Source organism: Microbispora cellulosiformans (assembly GCF_008728085.1).
GTDB lineage: Bacteria > Actinomycetota > Actinomycetes > Streptosporangiales > Streptosporangiaceae > Microbispora > Microbispora amethystogenes.
The window spans coordinates 652,103-675,419 of record NZ_VYTZ01000003.1 but is presented as its reverse complement, the minus strand read 5'-3'; the positions used below and the strand labels follow the sequence as shown (position 1 = coordinate 675,419).

The 23,317-nt window shown below is 65.5% G+C and carries 9 protein-coding genes; 6 read left to right on the top strand and 3 right to left on the bottom strand.

What is annotated here, in order from left to right; translation table 11 throughout:
• Window positions 1–335: 335 nt before the first annotated feature.
• Genes F5972_RS11005 through F5972_RS10995 form a run of 3 tightly spaced genes read right to left on the bottom strand, consistent with a single transcriptional unit; the run spans window position 336 to window position 5,933 of the window.
• Window positions 336–2,417 (bottom strand): UvrD-helicase domain-containing protein, encoded by a 2,082-nt coding sequence (locus F5972_RS11005; protein ID WP_150933339.1) that lies wholly within the window; start codon window positions 2,415–2,417, stop codon window positions 336–338.
• Window positions 2,418–3,953, bottom strand: a complete 1,536-nt coding sequence (locus tag F5972_RS11000) for a serine/threonine-protein kinase (RefSeq protein WP_150933338.1) — start codon at window positions 3,951–3,953, stop codon at window positions 2,418–2,420.
• A gap of 48 nt (window positions 3,954–4,001) precedes the next feature.
• Entirely contained in the window at window positions 4,002–5,933 is a 1,932-nt protein-coding gene (locus tag F5972_RS10995) for an N-6 DNA methylase (protein WP_150933337.1), read from the bottom strand.
• Between the two features lie 216 nt (window positions 5,934–6,149).
• On the opposite strand from F5972_RS10995, the gene F5972_RS10990 reads away from it, so the two are divergent.
• The 6 genes from F5972_RS10990 to pglW all read left to right on the top strand — a co-directional run bounded on the left by F5972_RS10990 (window position 6,150) and on the right by pglW (window position 23,306).
• Entirely contained in the window at window positions 6,150–9,503 is a 3,354-nt protein-coding gene (locus F5972_RS10990; RefSeq protein ID WP_150933336.1) for a hypothetical protein, read from the top strand.
• Window positions 9,504–9,908: 405 nt separating this feature from the next.
• The gene (locus F5972_RS10985; RefSeq protein ID WP_225311339.1) at window positions 9,909–11,177 is read left to right on the top strand and encodes a hypothetical protein; all 1,269 of its coding nucleotides are present in this window, start codon (window positions 9,909–9,911) and stop codon (window positions 11,175–11,177) included.
• A complete protein-coding gene (locus tag F5972_RS37130; RefSeq protein WP_191910059.1) occupies window positions 11,174–12,025 on the top strand; it encodes a hypothetical protein in 852 nt (283 codons plus the stop codon). Before F5972_RS10985 ends, F5972_RS37130 begins: the two co-directional genes overlap by 4 nt.
• A gap of 2 nt (window positions 12,026–12,027) precedes the next feature.
• The gene (locus F5972_RS10970; RefSeq protein WP_150933332.1) at window positions 12,028–14,121 is read left to right on the top strand and encodes an Hsp70 family protein; all 2,094 of its coding nucleotides are present in this window, start codon (window positions 12,028–12,030) and stop codon (window positions 14,119–14,121) included.
• Between the two features lie 40 nt (window positions 14,122–14,161).
• Window positions 14,162–18,775 (top strand): DEAD/DEAH box helicase, encoded by a 4,614-nt coding sequence (locus F5972_RS10965; RefSeq protein WP_150933331.1) that lies wholly within the window; start codon window positions 14,162–14,164, stop codon window positions 18,773–18,775.
• Window positions 18,776–18,842: 67 nt separating this feature from the next.
• The gene (gene pglW, locus F5972_RS10960) at window positions 18,843–23,306 is read left to right on the top strand and encodes a BREX system serine/threonine kinase PglW (protein WP_150933330.1); all 4,464 of its coding nucleotides are present in this window, start codon (window positions 18,843–18,845) and stop codon (window positions 23,304–23,306) included.
• Window positions 23,307–23,317: the final 11 nt, after the last annotated feature.

The window sequence follows — 23,317 nt, the reverse complement described above, 5'->3', positions numbered from 1 at the left end:
CGGAACAGGGGGTGACGCCTCAGGCGTGACCAGGCCAGACAGGCGCCGACCACCGGAGCGAAGACCGAGGAGGGAGAAGATCCGTACGACCTTCGCAGCGGAGCCTGCGGCAAGAGCTGCCTGCCCGTCTCACAAAGGTGCTCGCATGGGTTCCGGCCCTACAGCGGTCCGGCCACGGCCGCATGCTCGTCTCTCGTAGGCGCTCAGTCCGCAGCGTCGACACGTCAGAAGTGGCCCTGGCATCGATTGAGTGATTAGCGCCGGGCCAGCTTCACGGTGCTTCGCGAGCCCGAACTTGCGGGGCTACACCTAATGCCCATGCGTAAGGTGCTTGCTCAAACCGAGATGAACGGGCTCGGCTGGCCATGCCATGACACATAGAGCTGTTCTCGCGCTCTCGTGCAAGCGACAAACAGCACACACCGCTCCCGCTGGATGTCGTGGGCGTGGGCGAGTTCGTCCTCTTCTACGGGAGTAACTGCGCTCCTCGCCGGCAGCTGGTTTTCACCCACGCCGATGACCACAACGCATCGGAACTCGAGCCCTTTCATGCCGTGCATCGTCCCAACGTGCACCACGTTGCCTGTCCCCTGCTTGACAAGGCTGCCCACCGGGACGCCCTGCCTCTGCAGGAGTTCTTTGGCATCTCTGACCAAAATGTCGGATCGAGCCGCCACTGCGATCTCACCCGGTTCCACCCCGGCCCTAAGCCACGTTCGAATCTGGCCGACGAGCGCCTCGCGCTCGTCGTACGGCGTCGGGAACTGCCGAAGCGTGGGGGGGTCACCGTGCACGTACGAACGGCAGCCGGCGATCTTTTCCAGGGACTCGTTCATGTCATCGATGGCAACGTCGTGAAGCATCGACAGGCTCCACGCGAGGATCTCCGCCGTCGTTCGATAATTCAGTGTGAGGCGCGTGGAGCGTCCACCGATATTGATGCCCACCTCGCGCAGAGAAGGCCGATAGTTGTAGATCCTCTGATGGGTGTCGCCTGCGATGAAGATGTCGTCGGGCGATTCGGCAACGGCCGCCCGGATGAAACGCCACTGCATAGGGCTGAAGTCCTGCGCCTCATCGACGATCACGTGGCGATACGGCTTCTCGGGCAGCTCGTTGAGAATACGAGTCGCCTCGACGCAGACCATCTCGTGGGTCCACCTGTCCGCGAGCTGCAGTTCCTGCTGGAAGTCCCAAATGATCTCCCAAAGCTGCACGCGCTGCTGGGGTGCCAGTTTGCGTCCTCGACCGGCGCGCTTGGCTGACAGGTAGGCTCCAGCGCTCGTGATCTGTTGGGCGAGCACGACCTGGCGCCACTCGTCGTACAGGAACTGCTCGCCGAAAGACGCGCTGCGGCGCTTGGCGAGACGCTTCCAGATTGCGAATTCGTCAGCTTTGTCGAGGATCGCCGGCCGACCGTGTCTCTCGGTGAATACTCGATGAGCGACCTGATCCACGTTGTGCACGGCAACCCGGTGAGCTACCTCCGGCGTCTCCAGCAGGAGCATCATGTCGCGCCGGAGCGCGGACGCCAGTGCCGAGGTGAACGTGGTGAGCAGCACCTGGCCGTCGTCCTGCAGCGCGAGATGCTTGGCGCGATGCAGTGCCGCCACCGTTTTGCCTGTACCGGGTCCACCCGTGATGCGGGCCGGACCGCGGAAGGAAGAGTGGGCAGCTTGGTACTGCAAGGGGTGCAGGTAGATCCGCCACAGAGCGAAGGACTGCCGGAAGACGTGCATCAACTCGGCGGGACCATCCACGAGTAGCACCCGCTCGGGAGTCCGGGCGACGGCGGCGTCGACGTCTTGAGTATCGTACGAGGTGCTCTCCACATCACCGCCGATGTCCGCCCATACTTCCTCCGGGGTCATTCCAGCAGCGAGGCCGTAGAGCGCATCCCATTGCGTGGCTGGCAGGAAGGCCCTCGCGCGCTCCAGTTGTTCCACCCGGGTCAGTTCCCGAGCGAATGCCCGGGTCTGCTCATCAATGCCGAGCCGTTCAAGATCCCCGTCGCTGACATGGTCGAAGAGGCGGTCCGTCGTCTGCTGCGCCTCGTTGGTCACCTCGGGGAGTGCCGCTTCGATGGCATCGAGATCGCGCACCTCGATGCGTCCGTTGGCCGCGTTCACCGAGACCCGGTGCCGTTGCGCCCAGCGATAGGCGTCGTCGTGCCCCAGTACTTTCAAGAGCGTGTAGCTGTCGCCCGTCTCCGGCGCGAGAACGACACCGCGCCAGGAAAGATCGACCCTGATGGTCCTCAGCCTGTCATCCCGGGCGTTGTTCACCTTCTCCAGATGGAGCCCGGTGTGCCGCGCCTCCTCGAACTTGCCGAACACCTCGGCCACCCGTTCCCGGACGGGCGCTTCCATCCGGAGAACGTCCTTCAGGCAGTCGATGTCAATGCCAAGCCGGGCCATTCAGGACTCCTTGCTGCGAATCTGGTCGATAACGCGGCTTACTTCGGAGAGCTTGGGGTTATGGGAACCGTGCACGCTCGCGATGTCGCTCCGTAACGCGGTCAGTGTCTGCTCCGCAGCTTCGGAATCGCCGGCGCTCAACTGGAGCAGGCCGATCTGTTTGCGTAGCTCCACCTGCTGCGAGTCTGTGTCCCTGTGAAGACCTCGCTGCTCTTCGAACAGAGCTGTCAACTGCTTGAGGGCAACACCGGTCTCCCCACCCATTGCGCGACAGTTGGCTTCACGGAGGCGGCAGTGGTACAGGGGGGCGCCACCGGTACCTTCAAGTCGCCGGTAGATCTCGCCGAGATGACGGTATTCGCAGGCCGCTCTTCTGTAGTCGCCACCCTCGAAGAGAAGGTCTGCCAGTTCGAGCCGGAGGCTGAGGACATCGGCGCTCTCCGCGCCCAGCAGCCGCTCAGCCGGCCCGACCGCCTCGGTCAAGATCTCAACGGCCCGGGTGTAGCGGGACTCGACAGCGAGAGACGTGGCCTGGTTCCTGATCGCCTTGAGCTCGCTGACGCTGATAGGTCTGATCGCGTCAAAAGGCTCTTCCGGCCCTGTACTCGGTTCGTTCGCAGAAACAGTGGCGAGGGCACGCGCATACCTCTGTAAGGGCGAGTTTGTAGGATGCGCGCCGACAAACCCGGGTAACGGCACGGCTCCCGCTGCAAAGTGCGAGAGCTCCGCGAAGACTGTACCGGCGTCCGGCGGCCGGTCCTCCGGCATCTTCGCCAACAGCGCCAGCACAAGGTCGTTCAGCGGAGACGGAACATCCCGGCGTAATAGGGCCACGGGCCGGGGCTCGTCATTCACTTGTTGGTGAAGCGTCTGATATTCAGACGGTCCGGGGAAGACCCTCGCCCCTGTCAACATCTCGTACAGCACGCAACCAAGCGCGTACAGGTCGCTGCGCGGGCTGAGCGGCCACGACTGCACTTGCTCCGGAGACATGTACGGTGGGGTGCCGACGATCTGGCCGGTTCTGGTGTAACGGGAGAATTGCGGATCGTCGAGCACGGCCAGGCCGAAATCGAGGACTTTGACGCTGCCGTCCTTGCAAATCATGAGGTTGCCGGGCTTGAGGTCACGATGCAGGATCGAAAGCTCGTGCGCCGCGTCCAGGACCGCGCATACCTGAGCCGCGATACACGCCGCCCACCCGATCGGAAGCGGTCCGATCTCTGCGATGAGGTCGGAGACCGAACTTCCTCGGACGAACTGCATGACCTGAAAAAGGCGGCGATGACCGGTAACGGGATCGTCGTACGCCCCCGCATCGTAGATGGCGGGTGCTCCTGGATGGTCGAGACGCGCCATGATGCGCGCTTCGCGGAGGAAGCGCCGTTCAAGCTCGTCAAGAGGGATGCCAGGGGCGAGACCGATGAACTTGATCGCGATCTTGCGATCGAGTTGGCGATCGTGGCCTGCGTAGACCTCGCCCATACCGCCTTTGCCAATGGGATGGTCCAGCTCGTACCGGTCAGCGATGACCATCCCACCCCCCTGCGGACTGCACAGCTTGCTCAGCGAAATTACACCGATCTACTCATCCGGATCGAGCATGCCGTCGACAAGACCGGCGAAACCGAGGCGAACGTAGGCATCACTCAATGACGCCATCTCGCGGGCAGCGCTCTCGAACTTCATCAGCCGCTGGAAGCCCAGGCCGTAGCGCCTCTGCTCCTCGATCGGGAGTCTCGGCACCTGGGCCTTCCGCAGGTCGATACGGCTGGAGACCGTCGAGGCACGCGCAAGCCCTGACATCCTCGCGACCCTGAGGAACCCGGCTAGAAAAAGCGGGTCCAGCCGTTCAGGGTCTGGACGGCAGAGGCAGAGCTGCGGCCCCAGCGCATTTCCCGTCTGCTCGATGACCCGAGCGACCGGCTCGTTCACCAGCACAGGAGTCACCACGTCCCCCGCCTCGCATATCACTGCTCCGCTTCTATCTGCGGTACAGCCAGTTGGCCCACGACCCAGCACAACGTCGCGGAGCGTCAGCACGGGTAGGTCACCCTGGTCGACGGACATCTTCAGCGGGGCCTGCAGCAGGGTGACAACTCCCGCCTTGGCCAGTTCTCCCAACGTCGTCATGGAGAATTGCCTGAGCCTGGGAGCGGCTCTCAACGTCGGCAAATCCAGCGGCATGAGCTCCCGTATACGTTCCCTGGCATAGGCGAACGCCTCATCGCCGCCGCTCACCTTGATCACGAGGTGCCGAGTGGGACTGACGTCCACCTCGTCGTCCAGGAGATCGATAGTCCGCACAGTGCGGCAGTCGGGCTCGGAAATCTCCGCCTCGGGATTCTTGCGGTAGGCCTGCCAAAGGGGTCCTACCCGAGAAAGATCAATAGCAGCGTCGACCATGAGGACCGTGGACGGAACGCGCTCCCCTGCGGCAGGGCGATGCAGGAGCCAAAGGTCGGGTGCCATGCTCGAACCCGGTGCGGCACCGTGCGGCAGAGAAACGACCGCACGCAAAGCACCGGCCCGGAGGAGATTCGCTCTGATTCGACGGCCGCTTCTCCGCCCCGCGGCGATGGAAGGCATCATGATGGCGGCTTGGCCGCCGGGCTTGAGGTGCCAGAGACAGTGCTGGACCCACGCGAGTTCCGGCTCTCCACGGGGAGGCAGGCCGTACTCCCATCGGGGATCGCTACTCAGTTCCTCGTAGCCCCAGGCGCGATCTCCAAAAGGCGGATTACAAACGACAGCGTCTACCTGCTTTCCCGCGAACGCGTCGTCCCGGAGCGAGTCTCGTGCCGCGATCCGCGCATCGCGCCCGTGAAGCAGGGCCCTCACTGCGGTAAGTCGCGCACCCGTGCCGTTGATCTCCTGTCCGTAGAGCACACATCCCTTCACAGCGACGAGGAGCGTGCCGATACCGCAGGCCGGGTCGAGGATGGTTTCCCCCTCCACCAGCGAGGCCATCAGGTTCGCGATCTCTTCTGGTGTGACGAGAAGACGCCGCGAGTGTGCCTCGATATATCGATCGCAGAGGAAGTCGAAGGCGGCCGCCGGCCCCTCGTCCCGCGCGAAAGCAGCCAGCGAGCGCATGAGCGATGGGTCGCCTAACTCGCTGAACGGTCCCGGGACATCCGGTACCGCCTGTCCGAGCACTTCCGGCAGACGTCGCAGGGTGTCCGCATCCTCGGTAAGCCGCTGCCAGTCCTGCGGGTGGCGCTGCAGGAAGAGGAACAAGCACCCGATAGTGGCCACCATGTCACCCAATCGCAGATCGTCGCCCGAACTGCGAATGGTCTGCCAGATACGGTCACCGGCCGAGACCGTGAACGTCTTCCCCTGCTTGCGCAGCCAATTCTCTACTTGGTGGAGCGAGAAAGTAGGGCTCGAAGAGGTCCCCCCGACCGGCTGCGGAAAGTCCTCGTACCTCTTACGCCAGTTGCTCACCGCGGCGCGGCCGACGTCGGCGATCCGCGCGATGTCCGCGGCGGTTACCGTCGCGTCAGTTCGCATGCCTGACCTCTCTCCTGAACCACACGGCAGGGCTCACGGTATCTCACCAATCCCAACTTCAGCAGGAATACTTGTGAATACCATCAACGACTGGTTTACTTCTGGTCGAAGCCCTCCCGAGTGGCCGTAAAGCCCGAACGTTGGGGAACGCGGTGTTCCAAGCAGCCTCGCAGTCCAACATGCGCCACTCTGCCGATGACAGACGGTGCGCGCCCCATGCCTAACAGCTACTTATCCGAGGTCGGAGCGAGGCAGTTCGCTGAGCTCCTGGACCGACACGAAGCAGAGTGGCAGCCGCAGCTCCCAAGCGTTTCCCTCCTGACCGAAATCGAGGTCGATCAGGACACACTCGCCTCGGCCGCCAAGGCGCTGGGCGGGCTCTACGAGCTGAAGGTGGAGAAGGGCCAGTACCTCTCCCTCTTCGGCCGATGGCCCGCGTGCGTGGCGGTCACCCTCACCGGCGTGGCGGTCCGCTACTACCGCCAGGGCACTTTCTGGCCTTACCTCAAAACGGCGCTCGGCTACAGCAGGTTCAGTGTCCCCCAGGACTCGACGGCCTGGGGAGCGGCGTTTCTCGCGGCGTTGAAAAAGTTCCGGCTTCCGCTGTTCCCTGAGCGTGAGCAGAAGTACGTCGGGCCGATCCTCATGCATGCCGGCATTCCAACCTTCTGCCTCGAGGACTTCTTCACGCTGCTCCTCCGCCGGCACGCGCAGGATCCTGCGATCGATGCCGACACGCTACTCACGTGGGCGACCGCGCGGGGGACGCGACTCAACTCCCTCGATGTGCCGGCGCGGAGGTTCATCCAGTACGGCACCGACTTCGCGGTGGACATGATCGACCGGTCTCTCGACCTACTCGATCGAATGCGATCTGCAGAGCCCGACTTCGACGGGCTCGGTCTGCCCATCCGTTTCATCGAGCGAGCCCAGGAACTGCATCGGGAGGGTCGTCTCGATCTCAAAGAGAGGGCGCCGATCGGCAGGCGGCTCGCACGAGCTGAGCAGCCTCGACTCGGGCTGGAGCCGTTCGGTCAGGGCGTGCAGATCGTGCTTCCTCCGGTCGGGGAGGCGCCGGACGGCACGGCCCGTTGGAACGTGACAGTGGATGGTGTTCCTACCCTCGTGAAGAGCCGCGCGCTCTGGGTGGGGGCAGCGGAAGGCGCGCCAGCCACGTCCTTCGCCCTCGCGAAGCCAGGACGCGTCGCGCAGGTCTCGCTGTACGGCTCGAAGCACGAGACGGAAATCGAGATCGTCGATTCGGCCGACCCCCTGATGATCTTCACTGAGAATGGTCGACGCCTTCCCGCCCATCTAGCCGTACCGCCCGATGCCGTGTGGTTGCTGTACCCCGGCGATCGGGAGGTGGCAGCCGACGCGGAGCCCCGGATCATCGTGGAGAGCCCGCTGCCAGTGGGCTGGGACGGCTGGCGCCTGGTCCAGGTCGCTCTGGAAGGAGCGACCTGGGTTGGGCTCACGGACGAGGGTGCCAGACGCCGGCCGATCCGAGGACACAGCAAGCCTCGTGTGATCACCAATGAACCGATACCTGGCATCACCACGCCGTATGGCTCACCGGTCCACTCCGAACCGCCCACAATATGGCTGCCTGCCGAGACAACCACCACCTGGCTCATCGACGTGCGGCCCGCAGCCGGCGGTGAAAGCCTCTTCACCCGGTCCCTCACCGTTGATGAGCCGGCGGAGTTGGCTGAGGAACTGTGGGCGGGCGTACCTCGGCCGCTGCTTGGAGCGTTCGACATCACTGTCCGCGGACCGATCGGTCGCAGCGTCCGCAGGACGGTCTACGTCGCCGAGGGCCTGAGTCCTCGCTATGCCCCTTCCGTGCGCCTATTCAGCGGCGAGGGGCTGGTGGCAGGACAGGCGGCCCTCACCTGCAGGCCCGGCATGACCATCGATCGGTACACCCTGTCCTACTCGCCCGCCGAACGTGAGCATGTCGTCAGCTGCGCGGCCGGAGACCAGACCGAACCCCTGGTCGTCACGCCGCCGTTCATGCGGGCGCTGGTCGAGGAGGCCGCGGGCGGCCCCCGGTGGAGCGCCGCGCCGGCACGGCTGCTCACGGAGATCTTCGGCGAGGCCGAATCTCTCCTGATCGAGGTGCCAGGTGTCGAGACACTCCCGGCGATCCAGGTACAGGTGGGGCGCCGGCCGATACAGGAGATCGCCCCTTCAGGGCGTGGGCGCTACAACCTGAGGCGTGCCCAAGACACTGTCGACGAACATCACAGCGTCGACCTGATCCTTCCAGTCGCGGGTCTGTCGGTGCTCGTCGGAACCGTACGACCCGCCAGGCTCGCGGCCGGGGTGAGCATCACAGGCAGGTCGCTGATCCTCGACGAGTGCATATGGGTCGAAGGCCTCACGGCAGGGATCTATCTGTGCACCGCACCCTGGGAAGAAGCAAGGATCACCCCTGTGGAGAAGGACGGCTCGATTCCGCTCCCTGATGACCTCGTGGACACCGGACGCCTGCACGTCCGTCTTGCTGTAGAAGATCCCTGGGTGTCGTCAGAGTGGCCGCGCTGGCCCCATCCCCGCGAAATGCTCATATGCGAGGCTCCGGGGTGTTACACCGGCGCCAACAGCGAGGAACGGCAGTTGTCCGGCTACCTGGCGGGAATGAACGCGTTCCCGACCGAGGTGAGCCGTCTGGACCGGCTGTGGACAGTCGTCGATTTGGCCAACCGCATCGACTATCCCTCGGCCGCCCGCTGGATCGAGGACTGCGCGTCGCTGCTACGGCGTCAGCCCGGGGCGATCCGGTCCCTTACGGACGCGGGCCTTCCCCCCGACCGCAACGTGGTCGCCCTGATCACGACTGGTATAGCCGCTACAACAGCCGCTCAGTGCCTTGCATCTGACATCCCTCTCTGGCGCAAGGCACCCGTCGCTGCCGCCCTCCTGACGGCATCGGCGTTGGCCGACACCCCGGAGGACTCCGAGCTGCTTGAAGAGATACGCGCCGAGTGCGGCGAAGCGGCGGTCGCGATACTTAGCGGTGGAGACGACCCCCACGCAGGGGCCGGCCTGTTCGATCAGGGCGCAGAGCTCATGGCCCGTCAGGCCCCGGAGATGCTCGAAAGCCTCTGGAGCGCCGCGCGGGTTGTTCCGGCGGCCCTGCTTGACGAGGACACCCGAGTGACGGCCGCGCGTCTTCTCTTCGACCAGCGCAACTCGCGTGACGGCCGGAAGCTCGCCGAGCACGCGGAGCGAGTCGTGCGCGAGGCCCTGGCGTTGCGGGTGACCGAGTTCCGCGGCCTGGACAAGTACGTCGCAGCACGCTGCCATCCCAACCGGCTCGATGGCTGGGTGTCGCTTCCCGCCATGTCGATTGCGCTCGCGCTCATCGCGCGGATCGCGGCGCATGGGCACGAGGGCTGCCGTGTTCTGGAAGAGCGATTCCGCCCTCTCTGGCGTATGTTGGCCAAAATCGCACCAGACCTGACGACCATTGACCTGATCCGTGCAGAGCTCCTGGTCGCGGCCCGTGATCACAATCGTATCTCAACGGAAGACGGCAATAGATCAGAAGGTCGACCCTGGTAACGTACGCACCATTCGTCACCAGTATTCGCTTTTATCCGTATCGATCGAGGGATAGCTCTGAACACGCCCAGAAGCCGCGCCGAGAGCGTCGCGGCATGGCGGCAAAAGCGCGCTGACAGGCTTGCCCGACTCAGGTCCGGGGTCACCACGGAACGGGATCCCGTCGCCGAAGCCTGGGCGGAGCTGGGAGTCCGCGGCGAGGACTCGATCGCACGCCTACGTGAGGCGTTGGCGGCCCTGCTTACCGACTGTACGGATTCGACCAGCCGGGAGGTTATCAAGGCGGCCCTCAATGGTCCGCCCGAGCCTTCCCTACCTCTCGCGCTCAAGTCAGGGCTGGCGACCATACGACCTGCCCACCTTATCTGGCATCTGAGTCAACTACTCCAGGCCGGAATGCCATGGATGAGCGATATCGGCGCTCGTCGGGTCCAGTTGCTGTCGTTCGAGCATCCCGTCGCCGGGAGGGTCAAGCTTCCCGGCGAGGACGTACTCGACGGGGCGCCGGAGTGGCGTATCTACCTTGCCGCGCTGGGGCATCCCGCGGTCGTGGGCGCTGACGAGATCGCGAGGGTGGTACCCGAATCGCCTCTGTCGGTTGTGGACGACTTCATCGACCTCGGTCTCATAGGCCCCGATGACGAGCCCTGGAGGCTGCGCAGCGACGAAAAGGAGAATCTCTACCTTCGCGCGCGCCTCGCCCCGGAGTCACTCAGCCGAGATGAAGCCCACCGACTCGAATGGATTGAGCTGGAGCGGCGTCATGCCTTCCTGGTGGGCGACGATCTCGTCGACGGCGACGACATCTACTCTCTCCTGGCAGCCTTCTGGCGCGGAGAAACCGACATCAGGTTGAGATCCGCGATACCTGCGGAACGCCGCCCGCTCTTCGACGAGATCATGCTTGGCTCTCAGACCGGCCATTGGCCCCAGCACATAACAAAGGATCGCGGCCTCTGGGCACTACTCGCCGCACTATGGATACCGGCCGACCTCATCAACGCGAAAGCGAGCGAGTTCCACGCCTGGCGAGCGATGTACAACTGCTATCGGTGGATGCTGATGGGCTGGCTAGACAAGGCGAAGGCGCAGGTTCAACGCCTGACGACCGCCGCTGGGCACACGACCGAGGACGGTCGCCCCTTCCTGCCCGATACGATGCGGGCCGAGATCCACAACATGGCCGCCTACCTGGCCCAGGACACGAACGATCTCAAACTCGGCATTCGGCTACTCGATGCGGTAAAAGATTTTCATCCCACCGTGGCGGAGAACCTGCGACGGCTACGCCATCGCAGATCGCAACTGGTCAACAAGCGCGACCATTGGGAAAACCCTTACCTGATGCTGGGCGTGCCCCACGGCGACCCCGACTGGGAGAGCCAGTGGCGCGATCTACGCAAGCAGCTCGACGGCGATGTCGACCGCCTGACGCTGATTAACGCAGCCAAGCGCCGACTCCAGCAGGCAGAACGCACCGAGGCGGATTTCTACGTTCTCCCGCTGGATGAGGAAGCTCTGCAGATGCCACTGAAACGTTCGTCTCTGCTCCTCCCGCCGGTGGAACCTCTGACTCGCCGTACGCCGCTCAGCGGGGCCACAGAGATCGCGGCACTCCGCGACGCCGCCGCACAGACGATCATTAGTGACTTCCTGTCCGCCCCCATTCCATGAAAGAAGCATTGATGTCCTCAGAGCTCCGGCCCCAAAAGCCCCCTAAGCCGCGCCGGGCAGCCTCCAGCAAGGGCGACTCGCAAAATGCTCAGCCTGGGGCTCGCGAAAGACAGGGGAGGCGCGGGAGAAGCACCTCCCGGGAAACCCCGGCCGGCTCGGAGCGACTGGACGACAGAATCCGCACGGCGATCGAGAAGAGCGTCAACACCAGCGGGGAGCGGATCATCGATAGCATCCGCCACGAGGTGCGGGCCCACATCGGCAAGGGTATTCGGGACGCCTTCCGGCAGGAGATCCGCGCCGAGCTCGCGCACGAGGTCAAGGCGGAGATCAAGGCCGAGTTGCGCCGGGAGATGAAGGTCCGACTCTCCTCAATAGCCGAAGAACGCACACAGTTGGACCCGGCCGTTCTCCTGGAGAGCTTCACAAGACAGGTCTCCGACGTTCTCGAGAAGAGCGGCGGTGAACATGCCGAGGCTCTTACGCAACAGCAACTGCTGAGCGTGATCCGGCAGGCCGTGCTCGATGCGCTACGCAGCCGGAAGTTGCACCTGTCACATCTGGCCGAGCTGGAACGCATGGTCAAGGACGGGACCTTGGAGCAGGTTCCACAGCTCCTCCCCGAGTGGTTTGTTCGTGCCGGTTTGGAGCGTGTCGACGACCCTACTGCCCACCCGGAACGGTTCACAGTGATCAACGAGGGCCACGACGGCCAGTTTGTACAGGTCGTTCAGTCCGCCTACATAGATCAGATGACCGGGCAGACGATCCGGCCCGGTCAGTTGCGCCGCACAACCACGCCCCAATTGCAGGAGACCGCGGTGACCGACACCGTCTCCGGAGAATGAGAATGTCTACCGGAATCGACTTCGGCACGACCAACTCCGTTGTCGCTCAATGGAACGGGGAAGACGTCGACGTCCTCGCGCTGGACAGTGAGCACCTCGAGGACGAGTGGTTCTATCCCTCCTTCGAGTGTCTGTTCCCCACGATCGTCGGCGAGAGTTCACTCCGTCTCGGCGCGCTGTTCGGGTGGGAGGCCAAGCTCCAGTCGAACCGCGTGATCGAGGCATGCAAGCGCATGCTCCGCGACGACGGCGGCGTGGCCCTACGCGATCGCCGAGTTTCCGCCACTGCGGTCGCAGCCGGTGTGTTCAAAGCAATGCGAGAGCGCGCGGAGAACAGCCTCACCACCATTGACAGCGCCGTCATCACGGTGCCGGCCAATGCGAAGGGCGGTGCCAGATATCGAACGCGTGCCGCCGCACGCGCCGCCGGTATCCAGGTGAAAGCGCTCCTCAACGAGCCGACCGCAGCCGCGCTCTCCTATATGCACGACATCCAGGACGAAGGCACCATCATGGTCTTCGATTGGGGTGGCGGAACCATCGATGTGACCGTACTCGAACACCGTGACGGCCTCTTCGAGGAGCGAGCGTCCCGCGGCATTACGCAGCTCGGCGGTATCGAGATCGACAAGAAGCTACGCGAGCTCATCGTCCAAAAGATCGGTCGCCAGCCCGAGCTGTCCCTGGAAGAAGAACGGCAGTTCGCACTCGCGGTGGAGCGAACGAAGATTCGTCTCTCGACGGAGGAGACAGTTCTCACGCGTGTCCCGGGCGTCAGCCGGTTGATCGAGGTGTCCAGGCCGGAGTTGGAGTCCGTCATCGGTCATCTCGTCGAGGAAGCGTTGCAGCCGGTCCGCGTGTGTCTCAATGACCTCGGCGTCGAGCCGACCGCGATCTCGGACGTCCTTCTCATCGGCGGAACCAGCCAAATGCCCTGCGTCCGCGCGGCCGTCGAGCGGCTCATGGACGCCGAGACCGTGCCGGCCGAGATCTGTCACCCCATGACCGCGGTCGCACGTGGAGCGGCGATCGCCGCGGCGATCGTGGACAAGGAAGTCGACAGCTACCTTCAGGTGTCGTCCATGTACGCGCTCGGCACTACCGCGTACGACAGGGTCGACAGCGGCAAGAAGGTTTTCAGCGAGATCATCAAGCCGCGTTCGCCCCTGCCCATCCGGGAGAAGAAGAACTACACCCCGAAAAAGGACCACCAGTCGGAACTGAGCATCGAGATCTGGGAAGCGGACCCGGACAAGCCCTTGTCCGATCCGGAGAACTTCCAGCTCACGACTCTGCATGTTCGGTACCCGCGGCGCCTTCCCCGCGACCAGGCCTCGTTCACTTTGGAGTACACCTACCAGCAGGACGGCCTGCTCCATGTGAAAGCCACCCTGGATCGCGACGGTCAGGTGCTTGTCGACAAGGAGATCGCAGAGTTCACCCACGGCGGTTCCCTGTCCATCACGACGATTCAGCAGCAGATGACGGCCTTGGAGGGCATCCCTCACCAATCGTCACGGCCTGCCTCGGACAGTCCGGCTCCTCGACAGGTCGGGGACCGTGGCACTGCAAATCTCACCCCTCAGTTCATGCCACCCACCCCTCAGCCGGCTCCTATACCCACGCCTCAACCTGGGCGCGGCAACGGAAAGTCCTTCGTTGTCGATGGCTCCAACATCGCCTGGCTGGGCCGAGACGTGAAGGCGGGAGATTCGCCGAGCTTCGCCCAGCTCCTCGAAGCCGTCGAGGCCTTCAAGCAGCAGTACCCCGACGGTGAGATCTCGGTGATCGTTGACGCGGCACTGGTCCACCAGCTCACCCATCTTGAGCGCGAAGAGCTCAGAAAGGGCATGCGCTCCGGATGGATTACGCAGGTCCCCGCCGGCACCAAGGGCAAGGCCGACAGACTCGTAGCGACACTGGCCGAACGCAAGAAGGCCGTCGTGGTGACCAACGACAGCTACAAGGAACTGCAGGCCGAATTCCCGTGGCTGCACGAACCAGGCCGCCTGCTCGGTGCCAGCAACCCAGGCGGTGAATGGATCTTCCTGCAACGCCAGCCTGTCCGGCCCCGCCCTGACGTGAACGGCCGCTGACACATTCCCCCGATCGTCCCCCCAGCCATCGGAGCAACCTGTGGATCCGCTCAAGACAAGTGGCCTCATCACAGACACCTACCGGCGTTACCTGCGGTCGATCCTGCCCGTACGCGATACGAAGATCGCAGAAGCGCTGGCAGCGGAGATCACGAACACTGCGATGCTGACCAAGGGCCCAATGCTCGAGGCGACTCCGCCGTACCAGACCGGGGCCACGCTCCAGAACCTCGTCGACGAGAAGGTGCTCTCGCCCGCCTTCGCGAAGCTCGGCGGAGAAGAGTTGCCGCTGGACCGTCCGCTCTATCTCCATCAGGAGCAGGCGATACGCAAGGCCACGCGCGGGCGGAATCTAGTGGTAGCCACCGGCACCGGTTCAGGCAAGACGGAGTCCTTCCTCCTGCCGATCCTGAACTCCCTGATCACTGAGCACGACAACGGGCAACTCACACCAGGGGTTCGAGCGCTGCTGCTCTACCCGATGAACGCACTCGCCAACGACCAGCTCAAGCGCCTGCGTCTGATGCTGGCCCAGACACCCTTCATCACATTCGGCCGCTATACGGGCGACACGAAGGAGCGGCGACACGACGGCCTCGCCCAGTTCGAGGAGCTCAACCATGGCCAGAAGCGGCTGCCCAACGAGCTGCTGAGCCGCGAGGAGATGCGGGCGACGCCACCCCACATCCTCCTTACCAACTACGCGATGCTGGAGTATCTGCTGCTCCGCCCGGCCGACATGGATCTGTTCGAGGGCGAGCACGGCGGTCACTGGAAGTTCATCGCCCTGGATGAGGCACACGTATACGACGGTGCCAGGGCCGAAGAGCTTGGCATGCTGCTGCGCCGCCTGCACGATCGGGTAGCGCCCAAGCAGCGGCTGCAGTGCATCGCCACCAGCGCCACCGTCGGCGATGAGCCGCAGGCGGTCATGGACTTCGCGTCCAAGCTCTTCAACGTTCCCTTCGAGTGGGTCGAGGATGATCCCGCACGCAGAGACCTGGTAAGCGCGACGCGGGTAAGCATGCCGAAGGGCCCCTTCTGGGGCCCTATGTCAGGTGCGGACTACAAGGAGCTCGCCCAGAGCGAGGATCCCGGGGAGGACCTCTTTTGGCACGCCGGCGAACAGTACTCCGACGCCGGCACGGCCCTCGCGCACGAACACGCGATGGCGCAGCTTCGCGGCACCCTGGCCAATGGGCCGCGCGCCTTTGATGACCTCGCGCAGTTGATTTTCGGTGGCCAGGATGACCCAGCCGGCGGGCTCGCCGCCCTGGTCGACGTGGGCAGCCGGATCCACGACTCCTCGGGCACGCCGGTCCTGTCCGCGCGTTACCACTTGTTCGCCCGGGCCACCGAGGGCGCCTATACCTGTCTGACGCCCCACGGCCCGCACGTCTCCCTGAGCCGGCACGAATCCTGCCCGCATTGTGCGGGTGCGATGTTCGAGATCGCCGGATGCAAGCGTTGCGGTGCCGTCCATCTGATCGGTGCCGTGGAGCTGTCAGCCGGCGGCCAGTTCTTCACCCCTCGCATCAGCAACGAGAATCCTCGGGCATGGCTGCTGCTCGACGATGCCCCGGAGGTAATCGACGAGGACGAGGTGACCCTGGAGGAGGTGGGCGTCATCGAAGGTCAGACTGCTCACTTGTGCCCCCGATGCGGCGCGCTCCATGCCGTGCCACAGCTCTCCTGCGGCCGGAACGGGTGTACGGAGAGCGCCCTGCGGGCGGTACGGAAACTGAACACCAAAGCGGCTTCCCCTACCGGATGCCTCGTCTGCGGCGGACGTGGTGCCGAGATGATCCGGCAGTTCGAGAGCGGCAACGACGCCGCCACCGCCGTCCTCGCCACCGCGCTCTACCAGCAGATCCCTCCGGCGCCGCAGGTGGAGGTCGCCGACCACCCGGGCGAGGGGCGCAAGCTCCTCACCTTCAACGACAACCGGCAGGCGGCCGCCTTCTTCGCGCCTTACCTTGAGGCGAGCTACGGCGAAGTGCAGCACCGGCGTCTCATCATGGAAGGACTGCGCCAGGCGACCAGGGAACAGCCGGACGCGAGCCTCAAGACTCTGATCTTCTATGTGACCCAGGCCGCCGACAAGGCCGGCGTCTTCCCCAGCAAAGACGACGCGCCTACCCGGCAGCGCGAGGTGTCGCTCTGGGTGATGCGCGAGCTGCTCGCTCTCGACGAGCGCAAGTCCCTGGAAGGGCTTGGCCTCATCCGGGTCGAGCTCAGCCGTGACGAGCAGTGGAAGCTGCCCGCACCTCTCCTCGCCCTCGGCCTGTCCGAGGCCGAATGCTGGGGGTTGGTGGAGGAGCTCGTTCGATCCGTACGAAATCAGGGCGTGCTGACGATGCCCGAGGGCGTGGACCCGAGGGACGAGGCGTTCAAACCGCGGACCGGGCCGATCTACGTACGCAGCGACGGCGCGGAGCCGAAGCTGAAGGTGCTGAGCTGGCTGCCGACCCGAGGGCGCAATCGGCGGCTCGACTACCTGACGCGCCTGCTTGCGACGATGGGCTCCAGTGCGGATCCCAGGACCGTACTCGAGGGATGCTGGAAGTTCCTCACCAGTCTGAGGGGCGGCTGGTTACCCAGCGACAACCCGCGCAGGGTCGGCGTGGTCCACCAGGTGAACCACGAGCGAATTCGTATCTCCCTCGCCGACGTCCTCTATCGATGCGACCTGTGCCGCCGGTTCACCGGCGTCAACATCCGAGGCATCTGCCCGATGATGGGATGCAGCGGGCGCCTCATCGAGGCCAAGGCCGATCCGGCCGAGCATTACACCTCGCTCTACCAGTCGATGCAGCCGATCCCGTTGACCGCCCGTGAGCACACGGCGCAGTGGACCGGTGAGGAAGCAGCCGACATCCAGCAGCGGTTCCTCCGCGGCGAGGTGAACGTGTTGTCTTGCTCGACCACCTTCGAGCTCGGCGTGGACGTCGGCGAACTGCAGACGGTCATGCTGCGCAACATGCCACCGACCACGGCCAACTACATCCAGCGCGCGGGCCGCGCCGGCCGACGTGCCGACTCCGCGGCGCTGGTGCTGACCTACGCCCAGCGGCGTTCTCATGATCTGTCGCGCTACCAGGAGCCCGAGGCGATGATCGCGGGCCAGGTGCGGGCGCCGTACGTGCCGCTCGGCAACGAGCGTATTGACCGCCGCCACGCCCATTCCGTGGCGCTTGGAGCGTTCTTCCGGTACGCCAAGTCGACCAGCGGCGCGATTTGGCGCACTGCCGGTGAGTTCTTCCGGCCGGGAGCCGGAGAAGACCCGCCGTGTAACAGGGTCCTCGAATTCCTCAGCCCCGTGCCTGCCGAGATCACCGCGACCCTGCGACAGGTTCTGCCGCCGGAGGTGCAGTCCGACATCGGCATCGACTCCGAGAGCTGGGTCATCCGCCTGTGCGACCATCTGGAGAAGGTGCGACAGGAGCTGGATCAGGACATCACGACGTTCGAGCAGAAGATCCAGGAGGCGGTGGCGGACAAGAAGTTCGGCGTGGCGGAGCACTACCAGCGCACGATCAACACCTTGACGAGGCGCAACCTCATCGGATTCCTGGCGAACCGGAACGTGCTCCCGAAGTACGGCTTTCCCGTGGACACGGTCGAACTCCGCACCGTTCACTGCGACAGCCCCGTGGGTACGAAGCTGGAGCTCGCCCGTGACCTGTCCAGCGCCATCTACGAGTACGCACCTGGATCGGAAGTGGTCGCGGGTGGCGTCCTATGGAAATCTGCAGGCGTCTACCGCCTGCCCGGCCGGGAACTGATCACCAGGCGCTACCACGTCTGCCGATACTGTCAGTACTTCCGGCACGTCGACGACGATCTGGATCTCGTCTGCCCTGCGTGCGAGATGCCCGCCGACTCGCTTCCCCGGGAGTACTGCATCCCGGAGTTCGGCTTCGTTGCCGAGCGCAAAACGAGCAAGCCGTCCACGTCCCCGCCCAAGACCTCCTGGAACGGGGCCACGCTCGTGGTCAAACTCGCCGATGACCCCACTCCGTTCCACTGGCGTGCGGCGGGCGGGATGACGGTGCAATGCCACTCGGGGACCAGGGGCGAGATGATCGCGCTGTCTGAGGGCCCGGCTGGTGCGGGTTACCTCATCTGTGAGTGGTGCGGCTGGGCGACGCCCAACTTGGGACGCGCTGTCAAGAGTCACATCAGTCCGCTGCGGCAGTCCGAGTGTACCGGTCCGCTGCAGTGGCGCACCCTGGCGCACAAGTATGAGACGGACATCCTGGAGATTCGCTTCGAAGGGCTGAGCCAGGACTGGCCGGGGTGGCTCTCCACGCTGTACGCCCTTCTGGAGGGCGCGGCGTATGGCCTGGAGATCAGCCGGGATGACATCGACGGCACGGTACATGCGGGAGCCGACGGTCAGAAGAGCCTCGTCATCTACGACACCGTCCCGGGCGGTGCCGGATCAGTGTTGCGGATCGCGCAAGGTCTGGACGTCGTGATGGAAACCGCACTCCATCGGATGTCAACCTGCGACTGCGGTGAGGAGACATCTTGTTATGGGTGTCTTCGTAACCGGCGAAACGAGCGCAAACACGAACTCCTCTCCCGTGGAGCCGCACTGGAGATCCTGCGAACCCTGATCGGGGAGGGCCGGCTCACCGCAGCGGAGTAAGGCGAGCCAGTGTGCGGCGTGCCCTCGCCCCTGAGGCCACGCCATTCCGTCATGCCCTCACCGAGGCATGGTGTATCACATTCACATATCGCCTTCTCGTGACTTCTTCTCCAAACCCGATGAATGGCGATTTGCTATCCGTGATCTACAACGCGATGCGCCGTCCCTTCCGGCAACTCCTCCGCGGGACCACGCCGCCTCGCAACTCCGCTCTGGATGGAAGGGAACGTTCCAGGTGGACCGTTGGCAGGGACCTCGCTCGCCTTTTCCCTGGGAGGAGGAGGCCCTCAACTACGTTCGCGACCGAATGCCGGACGCGGACCCCTACCGGGCCTTTCAGACCTTCAACTTCACGGCGTCCAGCGGCCACCCGCGCGAGGTTGATCTCCTCATCGCGACCCCCGGCGGGCTCTACCTCGTTGAGATCAAGAGCCACCCGGGCCGACTCGTCAACGACGGTCGCCACTGGATGTTCGTGGCCGAGCGAACCCGCACCATCGACAACCCACTCGACCTCACCAACCAGAAGTGCCGGGAGCTCAAGACCCAGCTGGAGTGGGCCGCCCGCGAGCTGGATTCCAGCATCCGCATTCCCTACATCTCCCCCGCTGTCTTCCTGTCCGATCCGGGTCTTGTGAGCGAACTCGACGAGATCCAGCGGCTCAACGTCTACGGCCGGGACGAAGCCCCGACCGGCCTGCCCGGGATCTGGAAAGACTTGCTCGCGCGTCCCCCGATGAGCGAGAAGCACCGGGTCGACGCGGCGTTCTCCCGCCGACTGCCCGACCTCATGCACAAGATCGGCGCAGGCGCCATCCGCAGGCGCGTCAAAATCGGTCAGTGGGAGCTGCAGCCGAGGTCCCTCGACACAGGCCCCACCTGGGAGGACTACCTCGCCGAGAACACGGCGCTGGCGGGGCAGCATCGTCGGGTCCGCGTGTACCTCTCCGAGCAGCGCGCCACGAAGGAGGAGCGGGAGGCCACCCGCCGGGTGGCCCGCCGGGAGTACCTCGTGCTCCAGGGCATCGAGCACCCTGGCATCCTCAAGGCACTCGACTTCAGCGACGAGCACGACGCCGGCCCAGCCGTGCTCTTCGCCCACAAGCCCGAGTGGCTGCGGCTCGACCACTACATGTCCCAGTACGGCGCGCAGCTCGACGTCGGCACCCGCCTGGACATGATCCGGCAGCTCGCTGAGGCGCTCGACCACGCGCATCGGCAGCACCTCTACCACCGGGCGCTCGCCGCCCGGAGCGTGTGGGTTGAGTTCCACTCCGAGGGTCGCTATCCCCGGCTGATGATCGCGGATTGGCAGGCCGCCGCCCTCAGCCGTACCGGCACGACCGTACGGCAGACGTTGACGATGCATGCGGCTCCGTCGCTGGCCGGGCACATCGAGAAGGCCGCGCAGGCATACCTGGCCCCCGAGTTCATCCAGCCCGACGCCGAGAGCGTGCCGCTGGACGTGTTCGGGCTGGGCGCTTGCGCGTTCCTGATCCTCACCGGCCGCGCCCCTGCCGAGAGCCGCGGCGAGTTGCAGAAGCGGCTGGCGGAGCAGCACGGGCTCGTGCCCAGCGCTGTCGCCGACTCGATGGACGCCCTGCTCGACGAGCTCGTCCGCGACGCCACCCGGCCCGAGGTCTGCGACCGCATCGACTCGGTACGCACGTTGCTGCGCCGTCTCGACCTGGTCGAGGAGCGGCTTTACGCGCCGGAAGAGGTGGATCCGCTCCAGGCCACACGTGGCGCAATTGTCGGCCCCTGGAAGATCCTCGGCACCCTAGGTAAGGGCTCGACCGCGCGTGCTCTGCTGGCCGAGCGGACCACCGGCGACAACGGCAAGAGCGTCGTCCAGCAAGCGGTGCTCAAGGTCGCGCTCAACGACGCGGCCATCCCCCGGTTGGAGCGCGAGGCTGCGGTGCTGCGCCGCCTGCGCTCTCAGCAGATCGTGGAGCTGATCGAGAAGTCCGGCCCGATTGAGTACGGCGGGCGGACCCTGATCGTGCTCGAACGCGCCGGCCAGACGACCCTCGCGGACTATCTGCGCAGCGACGGCCAACTCTCGATCGAGGAGCTCGAGCGCTACGGTGAGCACCTGTTCGCCGCTGTCGACTACCTCGCCAGCGAGAGCGTACGGCACCGCGACCTCAAGCCCGACAACCTCGCCATCCGTACTCTGCAGAACCGGCAGACGCGGCTGGTGCTGTTCGACTTCTCCCTCGCCGCCACCGACGACAAGGTCGTGACCGCGGGCACACCGCCGTACCTCGACCCGTTCATCGGCAGCGACCGGCGTCCCGTGTACGACGACCAGGCCGAGCGATACGCACTGGCCGTCACCCTGCACGAGATGGCGAGCGGCGAGCACCCGTCCTGGGGCGACGGGGTGACCGAGCCGAAACTACTCAACCCCAGCGAGACCGTTCCGCAGCTGGCCGAGGACCGCTTCGACGCGCAGATCCGCGAGGGGCTCGTCGAATTCTTCACCACCGCACTGGCCCGGGACGCCGGCAAGCGGTTCCGCACACTGCAGGACATGCGTGACGCGTGGCGCGACATCTTCCGCGCGCTGGAGGACGTCCGTCCGCTCAGCACCACCGGGCACGACGAGACGGCCGACCCGGTCGAGGCGCGGGACCAGGCCGCGGCCGCCGCGACTGAGCGTACGCCGCTAGCCGCGGCCGGCCTCACCCCGAAAGCGCTCTCGGTGGCGCTCAACGACCTCGGTGTGGAGACAGTCGGCCAACTTATCCGCGTCCCCGGCGGCCGTATCCAGCGACTCCGCGGCGTCGGCGTCGCCCCTCGCAACGAACTGCTGCGCCGTGCACGCGAATGGCGGCGCCGGTTCCAGATCACCGAGCTGGTCCGGAAGCCCACCGGCAGTCAGCCCCAAGCCAAACCAGTCGCCGCTGCCGAAGACTATGGCCGGCTGGACCTGGACGAGCTGGTTGCGCGCCTGGTTCCGAAGGCCGACGACAACGCGGCCAGGGCGCTCCTGCTCGCGCTGGCTCTGCCCGCCCCGGACGGCAGCCCGTCACCGGTGAAGCCGTGGGCGCCGCAGAAGGAGATCGCCACGATCCTCGGCGTCTCCGCCGGGTACGTCGCACATCTCATCGCTAAGGCACGCGAGCGCTGGGCCAAGGACGCCGCCGTCACCGCGCTTCGCAAGGAGCTGCTGCGGATCCTGGCCGACAACGGCCGGGTCATGGAGGTGTCTGAGCTGGCCGTCGAGCTGCTCGCCCGGCGCGGCTCGGCACTGGACGGCGCCGCCGCCCGGCTCTCTCTGGCCGCGGCGGCCGTACGGGCCGCCATTGAGACCGAGGAGCGGCTCGAGAACCCCCGCCTGCTCAAGCGGCGCAAGGGCGACAAGATCCTCGTCGCCCTCGTCGCGGAGGACGACCCGTCGCTGCCCAGCGACGCGCAGCTCATCGACTACGCCCTGCTCCTCGGCGGCAAGGCGGACGAACTGTCCAGGCGTGACCCACTGCCAGTGACCGCAGCGGCTCTGCGCACCCTACGCGCCGTGCCGGCTCCAGAGGGGATGCCGCCGCTGCCCGACACTCGCCTGGTTTCTCTCGCGGCGGCGGCCTCGACGCACGCGGCGGTGACGCCCCGGTTCGAGATCTACCCGGTGGATCTCGAACCTGTCCGGGCCGTACGGCTCGCGCAGGTCGGCGGCATGCTGTCGACCGCGATCACGCCAGAGGAGCTACGCGAGCGCGTTCTGGCCCGGCTGCCCGCACTGACCGCCTTCCCCGATCACGCCGGCGGGTTGCGACAGGTGCTCAAGTCGGCCGGGCTGACGGTGGAGATTGATTCCGCCGGCCGCTACTACACGCCGTCGACCACCCTGACCACGAGGCTACCGACCAGCCTCGCCACCCGGACGACGACAGGGCTGCCCGGTCTGCTCGGCCCCACCGACGCGATCAACCGGCTCGTGACGGTCGCCGATCGCGGAGGCTTCCTCGTCGTCAAGGCCCGCATCAAACAGGCCGCCGCGCTGCCCGAGTTGCTCAGCGCGATGCCCGAGCTGCCGGTGTCCTGTGTCGACGTCACGAAGGCGTTCATCGCGGCATTGCGCGAGGTGCGCGACGAGTGGGGCGTGCCCGAGTGGCCGATCGTGCTCGCAACCGACTCGCCCGACGCCATACCTGAAGACCGGGTGGGCCTCGCCGAGATGACGACAGAGGCGTTCGCCCTCGTCGAGGATCGCGTCAGGGCGATGGAGGGTGTCGTGCTGCTGCATGACGCCACGCCGCTCGCCCAGCGGCTCGACGGCGACCACCTGGTAGCGCGGTACGCCGGTGGACCGGAACTGCTCGCCCGGCTTGCCGACGCCGCCCGAAGCTCGTACGAGTCGCCGCACGGTCTGTGGCTGCTCGCCCCGATGGCCGATCCGCGTGAGCCGGCCCAGCTCGATGGCCAGGCCATCCCGGTGATCCCCGGCGGAAACGAGGAGCTCGCCCTCTCCTCCGACACCGTCGACGCCCTTGAAGACTCTCTTCCCTCCCCCCGCAAAGCCTCATAAGGAGAGCGAGC